At 43.2% G+C, this 13596-nt stretch carries 10 protein-coding genes; 6 read left to right on the forward strand and 4 right to left on the reverse strand.

Translation table 11 applies throughout. The annotated features are described in order from the left end of the window. Positions 1–92: 92 nt before the first annotated feature. The 3 genes from CAL7507_RS09405 (at position 93) to CAL7507_RS09415 (ending at position 4550) form a co-directional block, all read left to right on the forward strand. Complete coding sequence (locus CAL7507_RS09405) at positions 93–1325, forward strand: FAD-dependent oxidoreductase (RefSeq protein WP_015128228.1); 1233 nt, start codon at positions 93–95, stop codon at positions 1323–1325. Between the two features lie 542 nt (positions 1326–1867). Next, positions 1868–2440 (forward strand): single-stranded DNA-binding protein, encoded by a 573-nt coding sequence (locus CAL7507_RS09410; RefSeq protein WP_015128229.1) that lies wholly within the window; start codon positions 1868–1870, stop codon positions 2438–2440. Between the two features lie 250 nt (positions 2441–2690). Next, a complete protein-coding gene (locus tag CAL7507_RS09415; RefSeq protein WP_015128230.1) occupies positions 2691–4550 on the forward strand; it encodes an ABC transporter ATP-binding protein in 1860 nt (619 codons plus the stop codon). A 163-nt stretch (positions 4551–4713) separates the two neighbouring features. Here the strand turns inward: CAL7507_RS09415 and CAL7507_RS09420 are convergent, their stop codons facing one another. Next, entirely contained in the window at positions 4714–5601 is an 888-nt protein-coding gene (locus CAL7507_RS09420) for an Rpn family recombination-promoting nuclease/putative transposase (RefSeq protein ID WP_015128231.1), read from the reverse strand. Positions 5602–5682: 81 nt separating this feature from the next. Continuing rightward, positions 5683–6582, reverse strand: coding sequence for a 16S rRNA (cytosine(1402)-N(4))-methyltransferase RsmH (gene rsmH / locus CAL7507_RS09425; RefSeq protein ID WP_015128232.1), 900 nt, complete (start codon positions 6580–6582; stop codon positions 5683–5685). A 647-nt stretch (positions 6583–7229) separates the two neighbouring features. On the opposite strand from rsmH, the gene CAL7507_RS09430 reads away from it, so the two are divergent. Both CAL7507_RS09430 and CAL7507_RS09435 read left to right on the forward strand, forming a co-directional pair. Continuing rightward, positions 7230–8414, forward strand: coding sequence for an NAD(P)H-quinone oxidoreductase subunit H (locus CAL7507_RS09430; protein ID WP_015128233.1), 1185 nt, complete (start codon positions 7230–7232; stop codon positions 8412–8414). A 318-nt stretch (positions 8415–8732) separates the two neighbouring features. After that, positions 8733–9905 (forward strand): hypothetical protein, encoded by a 1173-nt coding sequence (locus CAL7507_RS09435; RefSeq protein WP_015128234.1) that lies wholly within the window; start codon positions 8733–8735, stop codon positions 9903–9905. Here CAL7507_RS09435 and CAL7507_RS09440 read toward each other — a convergent pair. Further along, complete coding sequence (locus tag CAL7507_RS09440) at positions 9887–12220, reverse strand: putative PEP-binding protein (protein WP_015128235.1); 2334 nt, start codon at positions 12218–12220, stop codon at positions 9887–9889. The genes CAL7507_RS09435 and CAL7507_RS09440 overlap by 19 nt on opposite strands. A gap of 113 nt (positions 12221–12333) precedes the next feature. Between CAL7507_RS09440 and CAL7507_RS09445 the strand changes: the two genes are divergently transcribed. After that, positions 12334–12792: an MgtC/SapB family protein gene (locus tag CAL7507_RS09445; protein WP_015128236.1), complete on the forward strand. Its 459-nt coding sequence runs from the start codon at positions 12334–12336 to the stop codon at positions 12790–12792. 181 nt (positions 12793–12973) lie between these two features. Here the strand turns inward: CAL7507_RS09445 and CAL7507_RS09450 are convergent, their stop codons facing one another. Then, positions 12974–13411: a hypothetical protein gene (locus CAL7507_RS09450; RefSeq protein ID WP_015128237.1), complete on the reverse strand. Its 438-nt coding sequence runs from the start codon at positions 13409–13411 to the stop codon at positions 12974–12976. Positions 13412–13596: the final 185 nt, after the last annotated feature.

Consider the following 13596-nt stretch of genomic DNA (forward strand, 5'->3'; position numbering starts at 1 on the left):
TAATACACGTTTCCATACGAAAAGTTAAAAAAACAGCATTAAGCATTTAAATAAAACTACCCTTAATCTTAGGGCTTTCAGAGGGTTTTGCTATGACTAGTGATATACCTGTAAATCCTGCCCATGATATTGTAGACGTTCAAACTACAGATTGTTGCATTGTGGGTGGTGGACCGGCAGGAGTTGTGTTGGCTTTGCTGTTAGCGCGCCAAGGCATTCCTGTAATGCTACTAGAAACACACAAGGACTTTGATCGTGATTTTCGCGGCGATACAATTCACCCGTCGGTAATGGAAATTATGCAGGAATTGGGGTTAAGCGATCGCTTATTACAACTTCCCCATACCAAGATGCACCAGATTCGGATGCAAACGCCCCAAGAGACAGTCGTCATGGCAGACTTTAGTCACCTCAAAACATCCTACCCCTACATTACGATGCTGCCCCAGGTGAAGTTTCTCGAGTTCATTATCCAAGAAGCGCAAAAATACCCAAATTTTCAACTGGTAATGGGGGCAAATGTCCAGGAATTAATTGAGTCAGATGGAGTAATTCAAGGCGTGAGGTATCGGGGAGGCGGTGGCTGGCATGAAGTCCGGGCGATACTCACCATTGGGGCTGACGGACGCCACTCCAAGCTCAGACAACTGGGTGGCTTTGAGTCAATTGAAACTTCTCCACCAATGGATGTTCTTTGGTTTCGCTTACCCCGTCATCCAGAAGATCCTCAAGGTGGCGTGGGACGCATTGGACAGGGTAGGATTATGGCAATGCTTGACCGTGGTATTGAGTGGCAAATTGCTTACGTCATTCCCAAGGGTGGTTACCATGAGATTCGCACTTCTGGTTTACCAGCTTTGAAAGATTCCATCGTGGAAATAGCACCAGAATTAAGCGATCGCATAGAACATCTACAAGATTGGTTACAGATAGCCTTTCTCTCAGTAGAGTCCAGCTTTGTCAAACGCTGGTATCGTCAAGGAATGCTACTCATTGGTGATGCTGCCCATGTGATGTCTCCAGTTGGTGGCGTTGGTATTAATTATGCAATTCAAGATGCGGTCGTGGCAGCGAATATACTTAGTAAGCCACTCAAGAATCGGCATGTCGGACTCAATGACTTAGCAAAAGTGCAACGTCAACGAGAATTACCTACACGGATTATTCAGGCATTTCAAACCTTAATCCAAAAGCAAATATTTACCCCAATTCTCAGTTCAAATCGAATTTTTCAACCACCGATGTTGTTGCGCTTACCTATATTGCGTGACATCCCAGCAAGGTTAATCGGTTTAGGTGTTTTTCCAGTTCACGTGCAAACATAATTACCAAGTTGCCAATAAAGTGGTACAATCATACTACTCATGCAGAGTCCCATGCTCATTTCATAGTCAAGCGAAAGTGGAGAAAGGCATACCAGATGCTGTTCAAAGCGATCGCTTGGCTTTTATGCTAGAAATGACTCAAAACAGAGGCGACTTATAGAAAACTCATCCAAAAATCCTACGAAATACAAAGATAAATTATTATTTGTCATTAGTCATTAGTCATTAGTCATTCGTTATTCGTCAAGGTTATTCTCTCCCCCTGCCCCCCAGGGCTGTTTCGTTCCCTCTCAAACAGGATTTGTCAAGATGGTTAGCGATAAAAATCATAAGTATGGGTAACGATGAAACAGAATATTCAGCACATAAATAACAGTACGATTGTCTATTTTCTCGATACCCAGGTAGCAAAATCATCAATTTTATTTTGCTAGAACCCTTGATTTTTCAAGCTTCTTAGGGAATGAAACAGCCCTGCCCTGCCCCCTGCCCCAATCCCCAATCCCCAATCCCCAATCCCCAATCAATTAGGAGGAACTTTCATGAACAGTTGCGTTTTGTTAGCAGAAATTATTCAAGAACCGCAATTACGCTTTACAGCCGACAATTTGGAAGTTACGGAAATGCTAGTACAGTTTCCGAATTCTCTCAAGGTAGAAGATCCACCAGCAACCTTAAAAGTTGTCAGTTGGGGAAATTTAGCAAAAGATATTCAACAAAATTACCACGAAGGCGATCGCGTTATTCTTGTAGGACGCTTAGGGATGCAAACCATTGAACGTCCAGAAGGTTTCAAAGAAAAACGTGCTGAATTAACAGTGCAACAGATTCAAACCGTAGGAAGTGACTTCAATCTCACTGCATCGCCTTCTGCAACCAGAAATCCAGCAGCTAGCGAAACAGCTTCTCGCCAACCCGCACCTGTTGCATCTCGTCCACCAGAAACCAATATTCCCAATTATGATTCACCACGTCCCGCAGCTGCCCCTGTCACCAGTACTGCTGGTGTCATTCCCCAGGTGAATAACTCCCCAGCCACTCAACCCGCAAATTTTGAGCGCACTACCTATCCAGCACCACAGGAAGAACCAAACGTAGACGATATTCCATTTTAAGGGACTTCCCGAAGAGAAATTACCATACCCTTGTAGGGGCAAACGGTTGTTTGCCCTCCCAAGGGTAAGATTATTTTGAAAAATTACCTTATCTATATCTATTGCTATATCAGCTACTTTCGTTATAGTTATAGTCTCAGTTGTCAATTTGGCCTCGATTCAGCTGTCTTCTGATCCCAACAATAAAATTATTGACCGCCTACCTACCTACCTAGTTAAATTATTCCGTAAATATTAATACTTAAATCCGATGAAAGAAACTGTCCTAGAGGTTCGCAATCTTCAAGTAGAATTTGCCAGTGATGGCAAGATCCTCAAAGCCGTCGATGGAATTTCTTTTCAGTTGCATCGCAGCGAAACTCTAGGAATAGTGGGAGAGTCGGGAAGTGGTAAATCAGTCACATCCCTAGCAATCATGGGTTTGGTGCAGACTCCGGGTATGGTTAGTGGTGGAGAAATATGGTTCCATCCACAAGCAAATAGTCAACCCATAAATTTGCTAGAGTTACCACCTGAGCAAATGCAGGTGTATCGAGGCGGGGACATCGCCATGATTTTTCAAGAACCGATGAGTTCGCTCAATCCAGTTTATGACATTGGGTTTCAACTAACAGAAGCCATCACGCGACATCAGAATGTATCCGCAGATGAAGCCAGACAAATAGCGATCGCCGGACTGCAAGAAGTTAAACTCTTACCTAGTGATGAGCAGATCCAACAACAATATATTGAAACGGGGAATTCCTCTCAACCAAAACTGGCACAATTGGTAAAGCAGCACAAAGAAGCCATGTTGGAACGCTATCCCCATGAACTTTCTGGGGGACAGTTGCAGCGGGTAATGATTGCAATGGCAATTTCTTGCAACCCATCCCTATTAATTGCAGATGAACCAACCACAGCTTTAGATGTGACTGTGCAGGCAACAATCATTGATTTGATGCGAGAATTGCAGCAAAGTCGTGAGATGTCCATGATTTTCATCACCCACGACTTGGGGCTAATTTCGGAAATTGCCGACCGAGTAGCGGTGATGTATAGAGGTAAAATTGTTGAATACGGTGCTGTTGAGCAAATTTTTAGTAACCCCCAACATCCATATACTAAAGGCTTAGTAGCTTGCCGTCCCTCACTCACCCGCCATCCCCAAAAACTACTCACCGTTTCCGACTACATGAGTGTCGAGGAAACAGCAAGCGGACACTTGCTCATTCAGGCGAAAGAACCCCCGCAACCACCAGATATTACCAGTGAAGAAATAGCACAAAGATTGACAAATCTGGAACAAAAGGAACCTCTATTGCAAATCCGCGACTTGAAAGTAGGGTTTCCAGTACGCAACTTATTTGGTAGCACCAAACGCTACATGATGGCCGTGAATGGGGTTTCCTTTGATGTTAAACCGGGAGAAACACTCGGATTGGTGGGAGAATCTGGTTGTGGCAAAACCACCCTTGGTAGAACCTTGTTGCGATTAATCGAACCGATGAGCGGTGAGATCATCTTTGAGAAGCAAAATATTACTACTCTTAAAGGACAAGCGTTACAGAAACTGCGGCGGGAAATGCAAATTGTTTTCCAAAACCCTTTTAGTTCCCTAGATCCGCGGATGAAGGTTGGCGACGCAGTCATGGAACCGTTGATTATTCACTCAGTGGGAAAAACATCGCGACAACGAAAAGAACGTGTAGTCGAACTTTTAGAACGGGTGGGATTGAATGCAGACGCAGTGAATCGCTATCCTCATCAGTTTTCTGGTGGACAACGCCAACGAATTTGTATTGCGCGTTCCTTGGCATTAAACCCCAAATTTATTATCTGCGATGAATCAGTTTCTGCACTCGATGTATCTGTGCAAGCGCAAGTATTGAATTTGCTCAAAGAATTGCAAGCAGATTTTAAACTAACTTATATCTTCATTTCCCATGACTTAAGTGTAGTGAAATTTATGAGCGATCGCATTTTAGTCATGAATCGCGGTCAAATCGTCGAACAAGGCACAGCCGCAAGTATATATCTCGAACCCAAAGAAGCATATACCCAAAAATTAATCGCCTCCATCCCTACAGGTAGTCCCGAACGCATCAAAAATCGCCAATTCCGGGCTTAATGAAGAGTACTAAGGAATAGGCGAATAATTTATCGGAATCGCAAGTAGATATGGTGCAACGCATTTTTCATAATGGCAATTTCAGAATTTCCTAGACACATCAATGTCCAGAGTTGTGATGTCAGCTTAAAGCTATAAGAAAAGCATCAAATCGGGTGTTTTTTTAGTTATTTGTCAAGCGTGAAATAAATTCCACATCCAACTCAAATATCTCAGCTACTTCTTGTACGCTCATTCCCCGTTGTAGAAGTTTTCTGAGCATTTCTTCTTTGACTTCTTGCTTAACTTCTTCTTTGACTTCTTGCTTAACTTCTTCTTTGACTTCTTGCTTAACTTCTTCTTTGACTTCTTGCTTAACTTCTTCTTTGACTTCTTGCTTAACTTCTTCCCTAGCCTCTTCTTTCAACTCTTGATATACTCTCGTACCCTTGATTAATTCCATACTTAACATTTCTTTGATCTCCTCTCGGCTCAAATTAGGAAACTTATTGACAAGAATTGCTTCTATCAATTCTAAAACTTTTCTTTGAATAGCGGCATCATTCACTTCTAGTCTAGCTTGATTAACTAGTTGCTTCACTAATTCTTGTGCTTTTTGCTTGCCTTCAACAATTAGCTGCAGAATTCCCAATCCCAATGATTGATTTGATGCGTCTCCTATTTCATCGAGATAAAAGCAGCGTAAATGCGATTCTCGGAAACAATTAAGACGCTGAGGAAAGTCTACATCGTTAGCGCGAGTATCAAATATTACTATAGCATACCAATCAGGATTAGATGGTTGATACTGGTAAAAGTAGAGAATAATACTCGTTAAAAATCGGTCGTAAAAGAGTTTGTCTTTGTAACATTGGACTTCTACAAAATAAATTGGTTCGTTAGGCAAACTTTCTAATGTTAAAAATATCCCATCTAAGCGGAAGCTTGTTTCTTTGATTTCTTGGCTTTGAAATTCGTAGAGATTGGTATTAATCTCTGGTTTTCCGATTAGTTCAAAAAAAATATCAGGAAATTCCTGAAAGAGTTTATAAAAAATCGCGTCTGTTTTCATAAAGAATTGGTCAAGAGTCAAGAGTTAAGAGTCAAGAGTCAAGGATAATTTCTCCCTCATCTTTCTTACTACCCCACTTCCTCATCCCTCCTTCCTCTGGGCTATTCTCAATTTAGCCGATCGCGATCGCCCATTATTCACAATTTCCTCTTCAGTTGCAGTAATTGGCTTTTTAGTCAATACTCTCAGCAAAGGTGAATTTCTTAAACTATGCTTCACAATGCGGTCTTCTAGGCTGTGAAAACTGATAATCGCAATTCGTCCACCAGGAACAAGAGCATTTGGTGCTTGTTCTATAAAGGTTTCTAAAGATTTTAACTCGTCGTTGATGACAATTCGCAGAGCCTGAAAAACACGAGTAGCGGGGTGAATTCTCCCATAACGGTATTTAGGAGGAACAGCAGAAGCGATCGCAGAGGCCAACTCAACAGTCGTATTTAACGGTCTTCTTTCCACAATCCGTCTAGCAATGCGTCGTGATAGTCGTTCTTCACCGTATTTAAAGAAAATATCCGCTAATTCCGCCTCATCCCACCCATTAATGACATCCGATGCTGTGAGCGATCGCCTTTTGTCCATTCGCATATCCAGACTGGCAGTGTGGCGAAAGCTAAAACCCCGTTCTGGCGTATCCAAATGGTAAGAACTCACCCCTAAATCAGCGATAATCCCGTCGAAAGCGCTAAGAGGGAACTTGTAAGCAGCAAAGTTGCTGTGGACAAATTTTACACGCTCCCCATACTCAGCTAAATACTTCTGTGCAGCGACTAAAGCATCCTCATCTTGGTCAATCGCTGTTAAGCAGACATTCGCAGCAGCATCTAAAATCAGGCGACTGTGACCACCACCACCTACCGTCGCATCTAAATAATGTCCCCCAGGATGTACCGCCAAACCCTCAACTACCTCCCGACTCAACACGGGAATGTGCGAAAAAGTAGATTCTGCTGAATCAAGCGGTGTTTGTGAATCTGATTTCATTTTTAAATTGGGGAATGGGGTATAGATAATGGGGCACTTGTACTGAGCTTGTCCTGAGCGTAGCCATACCCCTCCGGGGAAGCAAGCTACGCGTTAGCGTCTCCCAAGGAGAAGGGCGCAGTCGAAGTATAGGTAAAATCTTGAACAGTCCCGTTTTTTCCCTCCCTAGGCATTAGTCCAGTTTTGGATAACCATAAAGAAAAAATTCGGGTGCTTCAATCCTTTGAATATCGGGCTTCCATATAATAATTGAAGAAGTGCAACAAAATAATAAGGGAACTCTTAACGGGCAACAAGCAACAGGGCGTAGCGAAGAGGGGATTAAATCCCCAACCGAAACCTACTACTTATATAAGTGGAGGTCTATTACTCCCGGATAGCGGATTGTAATCGGAAATTCTGTTCCCTGCTAGGCCACTTGCTCCACTTGGGGTTTCCTCAAGACCGCAGTGGCTCCCCTGTTCCCTTGTTTGATGAAACATCAACCAAAACCCTCTGCTACCATCTTCTCTCCAACATACCCCTGTAGGGACAATTCTTGTATTATCCCAATGAAGCTTATTTTGGTAGACACGACAAATTGGTTCTGGTTGGCATCTACGCGGTTCAAATCACATTTTTCATGAACGGGAGAACACTGAAAATTTATGGCAAGAATAGAAACCCGCACAGAACCTATGGTGCTAAACATGGGACCGCACCATCCCTCAATGCACGGCGTTCTGCGGCTAATTGTCACCCTGGACGGTGAGGATGTCATTGATTGTGAACCGGTAATTGGCTACCTGCACCGGGGAATGGAAAAAATCGCCGAAAACCGCACCACAATTATGTACGTCCCCTACGTCAGTCGCTGGGACTACGCAGCGGGGATGTTCAACGAAGCAGTCACAGTCAACGCCCCAGAAAAACTAGCAGGCGTCGCTATTCCTAAACGCGCCAGCTACATCCGCGTCATCATGTTGGAATTGAACCGCATCGCCAACCACTTGCTGTGGTTTGGGCCATTCCTCGCTGACGTGGGCGCTCAAACTCCCTTCTTCTATCAATTCCGTGAACGGGAGATGATTTATGATTTATGGGAAGCTGCCACTGGTTATCGGATGGTAAACAACAACTACTTCCGCGTCGGCGGTGTAGCTGCTGATTTACCTTATGGTTGGGTCGATAAGTGTTTAGAATTCTGCGACTACTTACCACCCAAAATTGATGAATACGAAAAGTTAGTTACCAATAACCCCATCTTCCGGCGGCGGATTGAAGGAATTGGCACTATCACCCGTGAAGAAGCAATTAACTGGGGACTTTCTGGCCCGATGCTACGCGCTTCTGGCGTGCAGTGGGATTTGCGGAAAGTAGACCACTACGAATGTTACGACGATTTCGACTGGGAAGTGCAGTGGGAAACCGCCGGTGATTGCTTTGCCCGTTACGCGGTGCGGATGCGGGAAATGCGCGAATCTGTGAAAATTCTTCGTCAAGCACTTAAAGGACTTCCCGGCGGCCCTTATGAAAACCTAGAAGCCAAGCGTTTAGCTGCAGGTAAAAAATCAGAATGGGATGCTTTTGATTACCAATACATTGGTAAGAAAGTTTCCCCCTCCTTTAAAATTCCCAAAGGTGAAATTTACGCTCGTGTAGAAAGCGGTAAAGGCGAGCTAGGAATTTATATGGTCGGCGATGATAACGTCTTCCCCACACGGTGGAAAATCCGCGCTGCAGATTTCAACAACCTGCAAATTCTCCCTCATTTACTACGAGGAATGAAGGTAGCAGACGTTGTGGTTATTCTCGGCAGTATTGACGTCATCATGGGTTCTGTAGATAGATAGCTGTTGCCTGCTTTTTTCTAATTAGTATCATTTAATTGCCGTCCAATTTTATACCCGCTGGTATCTCCATCTCAAGTAGGGAGTAGGCAGCGGGTAATTTTTTGTCAAAAGAAAGATGCCGTTTTGCTATTAATGTTTTTCAATAAATCTATAGGAATCCGATTTGATTTTTGGAAAAATTAAAGTATCTGTAGGGTAGGCTATGTAGCAAAAAAACCTTGAGTGGTGGTATGCCCACCCTACTACGGATATTTCAAATTTTAAGTATGAATCCTATAAATGACGAGATTTAATTGATTTGATTAGGAGTTTAATCATATGGCAATATTATCTATTGATGAACTCAAAACTTTAGTAGAAAGTCGCCAAAGCCCCTCTATTTCTCTATATATGCCCACGCAAAAAGCTGGGTTACAGATTCGACAAAATCCAATTCGCTTTAAAAATTTAATCCGTGAAGCTGAACAACGCCTAGATGATACTGGGATGCGCCACACTGAGGTGCTAAATTTTCTACAGCCAGCTATGAAACTTGATCAAAGCGATTTTTGGGAACAACAAGACCACGGATTGGTAATTTTTATTTCTCCTCAAGTGTTTCGCTATTATTGTCTGCCGATCGAGTTGCCAGAGTTAGTAGTTGTTAGTAATAAATTCTATCTCCAACCATTGCTGCATGTAATCCAAAATGATGGAAAATTTTATGTCTTAGCTTTCAGTCAAAAGGATGTAAGATTTTTTGAGGGAATGCGCTACAGCCTGAATGAGGTGGAAGTAGACAATATGCCTAAAAACCTAGAAGAGGTGCTTCAAGAAGATGATATTCAAAAAGGGGTACAGCACCGAATCTCTACATCTAGAGGTCAGCAACCAGGTGAATTTCACGGACAGGGTAGTCCCGACAGAGATAAACATCAAGACGATATCCTGCAATTTTGTCACGCTGTTGATGGCGCATTACATGAGAAATTACGGGAGCAAATAGCACCTTTGATATTGGCAGCAGTTGAGTATTTGTTCCCTATTTATCGAGAGGCAAATACTTATGCTCATTTGCTTGAGTCCGGCATTAATGGCAATCCCGAATTTATTCAGCCACAAGTATTGCATGAGCAAGCTTGGCAGATTGTGGAACCGCTGTTTCATCAGTCAGAACAAGAAGCAATGGAGCTTTATCAGCAGCTAGCTGGAGAGGGTACTGGCAAAGCTACTAGTAATATCAAAGAAATAATTCCTGCTGCTTATTACCAAAGAATTGATTCTTTGTTTGTCTGTGTAGGGCAGCAAATTTGGGGCAAATTTGATCCAGATGCAATGACTGTTGATTTACATTCAGAAGCAGCAGCAGATGATGAAGATATGTTAGATTTTGCTGCTATCCATACGCTATTAAATGGCGGTACAGTCTACGCAGTGAGTCCGGAAAAAATGCCAAATGGCGCATCAGCAGTGGCAATTTTCCGATACGGAGATTATAATCCCTCAAGTTGATGGCGAGCGGCTGCCAAGATGAGACGTTTTTCGGCACGGGCGATCGCTTGATATGTCCGCTCAACTGCTTCTGGTTCTACGGAAATTGAACTAATGCCCCATTTCACTAACTGATCAATCATTTCGGGGTACAGTGTTGGTGCTTGACCGCAGATTGAACAGGGAATCCCGGCGGCTTGGGACATTTGAATGAGTTGCGCGATCGCACCCATGACTGCTGGATGCATTTCATTAAATACGCTTGCTAGTTGTCTTTGCTCTCGATCTACTCCTAGCAATAGTTGAGTCAGGTCATTTGTCCCAATAGAAATTCCCCGTACACCAGCTTTCACATATTCTGGTAACAAAAATAGCACACTAGGTACTTCTGCCATCATCCACAGTTGAAACTGGGGTACTTGGGTTAACCCTGCTTGCTCAACTTTGTGTCGGCAAATCGTAAACTCTTCGACGCTACGCACGAAAGGCAACAATAGACTGATATTGGTATAGCCGGCTTTTTGTACAGCCACTAAGGCGGACAGTTCCAGATCAAACACCGCTGGATTTAATAAATAGCTGAAGGTGCCACGTTCACCTAGAACAGAATGTGATGCAGGTGCGAGATGATTGGTAAGTGATGGTAATTCTTGCGATCGCCAATCCAAAGACCGATAAAAAACTGGTCGTGGTGCAAAAGCACGGGCAAACTGCATAATCTTAGCAGACCATAGCTCTAACAATTCTGCTTGTCGCCCACTGGCGAACCAACTTTGAGGATGTTGTCCTTCTAGAATCGATAGAGCCATCAATTCTGAACGTAACAACCCCACCCCATCCACAGGCCAACTTTGCACTCGCTCAATTAAGCTAGATTGGCTGAGATTCACTAGCAGTTGAGTCGCAATCATCTGTTGAGGAAGCTGAAAAGATGGTGTTGTAGAAGAATGGAAAGAATTTTGTGGTGAGCTATCCTTCTCTTCTTCGTGATCTGCTTTGAGGCGATAAACTTCTCCGCGATCGCCATCTACCTGTAGTCGTTCACCGATTTGAATTAAGGCTGTGACATCCGTAGCACTTACCACTGCTGGAATACCTAATTCTCTCGCCAGAATTGCTGCATGGCTGGTTAAGCCTCCCTGCTCTGTAATAATACCAGCCACTTGTTGTAAGAACGGCAACCATTCAGGAGCGATCGCTTTTGCTACTAAAATCGCTCCCTTGGGTATTTGTTCTGGGTTGTGTTGAGCATTGGCAATCACATGAGCTGTCGCTGTCACATGTCCCCCAGATGCCCCTAATCCCTTGATAATTTGTGCATTGGGAATTGCCGACTGGGGGATGCTAACTTGTGTAATTGTTAGCTTAGGGGCTGGGTTTTGTTGAGAGATCGTCCACTCGACGGTAAAATTTTTACCTAGTTCACTCACAAGCTGATTCCCTAAAACAATTACTTGTTGCAGGTATTCTGCTTGTAAAGCGTACTGTTTTTGTTGGCTTTCCTCAAGTAGGTGAGTAACCAGACAAGTATGATCTAGTGTTAGCAGTGATTGAGACACTGGTTGTAAATGGCCTACTGATGCTGGCCCGTCAACACGATAAGCGAGGATTTTATTACCCAGTTGTTGCTCTAAAACAACCCCAGTTTCCCGTTGGATATAGTAAACATCTGGCTGCACTTCACCATTAGCGATCGCCATTCCTAATCCGCAAGTGGCTTCAATTTCCCAACCGGAGGACTTGGCGTGGAGTCGGCCACTAGCGATCGCACTTTGCACGGGTTGCACTAACACTGCTAAATTAACTTTTTGCAAGTTAATTCCGGCTTGCTGCCAATATAGTAGACTTCTGGCACGAAATAGCTGACTCCAAGTCTGCTTTAAAGCTTGGGCGATCGCTTTCTCATCACAATAACAAAAAACAGACTCCAACAACCCAGAGATATTTCCCACCCCCTGCACCGTAGTCGGTAGCGCTAAAGTCGGGCGCAAAATCAAACAGCTAGTTTCCCATTCTTGAGTTGCATGGAAAATTGTACTCACCCAATGCTCTGGTATATCAGCAGTAATAATCTCCTGACGCAAGCGACCAGCTACCTGCTGAAGTTGACGCCAATTAGTTACATCCAAATGCAACGAAGAATGTGGTAAGTCAGCCACTAATGACTCTGAACTGTTGAGAGTCTCTAAAAATTGCCGCAAAACATCAGCACCAACTACAAAACCGGGTATCACTGGGTAGCCACGCTGCATGATTCTGCTTAAGTAAAACGCTTTGTCACCTACTTTGGTGCGGTCTTGCAGTTTAATTTGGTCAAGCCAATAGAGTTTGTCCACTCAATTTGTTGTTGTCAGTTGATAGTTTTTCCCCGTTCCCTGTCTCTACGAGAGATTTAACAATTAAATCGGATTGCTATATGATATAAGCCTATTCATCCTAAATTCCAGCATTGTTAACTACCTACTACTTTTCACCCAATGATTGGCTGAACATTATCTTTAGGCTATGCATTGCCTTGCTGATTGGGGCTATTATCGGCGTAGAACGTCAAATTAGTCATAAACCGGCGGGTTTAAGAACTCACATGCTGGTCAGTCTTGGTTCTGCCCTGTTTACTCTAATACCGCTGCAAACGAGTGGTTCACAACCCAGTGTTGACGCTATCAGCCGCGTGATTCAAGGTATTGCAGCTGGCGTGGGATTTCTCGGTGCTGGCGAAATTTTCCGCCAATCTTCCCAAGAATCACAGGAACTCAAAATTCACGGACTGACCTCAGCCGCAGCTGTTTGGGTTTCAGCTGCTCTAGGAATTGCTGCAGGATGTGGCTTGTGGCAATTAGGATTAATTGGCGCTTCACTAACTTTTGTAGTTCTGAATGTGTTTAAAAAATTAGAAAAACGCCATTAAGTAACTCGGCGTCAATAATTGTCGGTGGGATTAGGCAATAGGCAATAGGTAGAAGGGTCTGAGCCTTGGTTACTTTTTTTCACACAGTTTGCTTTTAGGTTACTGAAGCTCTGTCGTAAAGCCTGCGGCACAGCTACGCTTAGGGCGTAGCCTCTCGAAGAGAAGTATTGTGCCGACTTACTTAGTCGAATAATTTTAGTGCTTTAGCAAAGATAGGTTCTTCTGCCCTAACTTGGAGAATTAGTTTTACTAAATTGATAAATTCCCAATTGGTTTGAATATCATTTTCGATAGTTTTACTAGCTGCATAAAAGCTGGTATCATCAAAATTTAATTCATTAGTAGTACCTGTTTGCAATCCTGGGTTTTTCCCATTCCAAGAAAGTGATTTCCCCCGGAATGTAAATTGAAACCATAATATTTCATCATCCTTTAATTCAAAGAAAACATCAAAATAAGGTTCTTCTCCTTGGAACCACATTCTGCTTACACCCGTTTTATAGCCTTGTTTAAGTAGCTTTTGCTGAATTTCTCGTAGTGATGCACCTAGTGATGCAATCTCATTTTTATCTAAAACTTTATCTCTATAAGACATATTTGATACCAATTTAAAATTCATAAATTCCTATTGCATAAGTAGGGTGGGAAATGCCTAGGGTGTTGACTTTGTACGAAATTAACTAAAAATTATCATGCAATTTTTGTGTTTACCGTAGGGGCATCGGCACTGCCGTGCCCTGATGAGAACGTCAACTACGAATATTATTTTGTATGATGCATTTTGGGCTGAAAACCCTCAGAGTC

The sequence above is a fragment of the Calothrix sp. PCC 7507 genome (assembly GCF_000316575.1).
Classification (GTDB): Bacteria; Cyanobacteriota; Cyanobacteriia; order Cyanobacteriales; family Nostocaceae; genus Fortiea.

Bases quoted from the DNA above. Each gene is read 5' to 3' on its own strand.
- CAL7507_RS09405 (WP_015128228.1), top strand. From the start codon at position 93: ATGACTAGTGATATACCTGTAAATCCTGCCCATGATATTGTAGACGTT.
- CAL7507_RS09410 (WP_015128229.1), top strand. From the start codon at position 1,868: ATGAACAGTTGCGTTTTGTTAGCAGAAATTATTCAAGAACCGCAATTA.
- CAL7507_RS09415 (WP_015128230.1), top strand. From the start codon at position 2,691: ATGAAAGAAACTGTCCTAGAGGTTCGCAATCTTCAAGTAGAATTTGCC.
- CAL7507_RS09420 (WP_015128231.1), bottom strand. From the start codon at position 5,601: ATGAAAACAGACGCGATTTTTTATAAACTCTTTCAGGAATTTCCTGAT.
- rsmH (WP_015128232.1), bottom strand. From the start codon at position 6,582: ATGAAATCAGATTCACAAACACCGCTTGATTCAGCAGAATCTACTTTT.
- CAL7507_RS09430 (WP_015128233.1), top strand. From the start codon at position 7,230: ATGGCAAGAATAGAAACCCGCACAGAACCTATGGTGCTAAACATGGGA.
- CAL7507_RS09435 (WP_015128234.1), top strand. From the start codon at position 8,733: ATGGCAATATTATCTATTGATGAACTCAAAACTTTAGTAGAAAGTCGC.
- CAL7507_RS09450 (WP_015128237.1), bottom strand. From the start codon at position 13,411: ATGAATTTTAAATTGGTATCAAATATGTCTTATAGAGATAAAGTTTTA.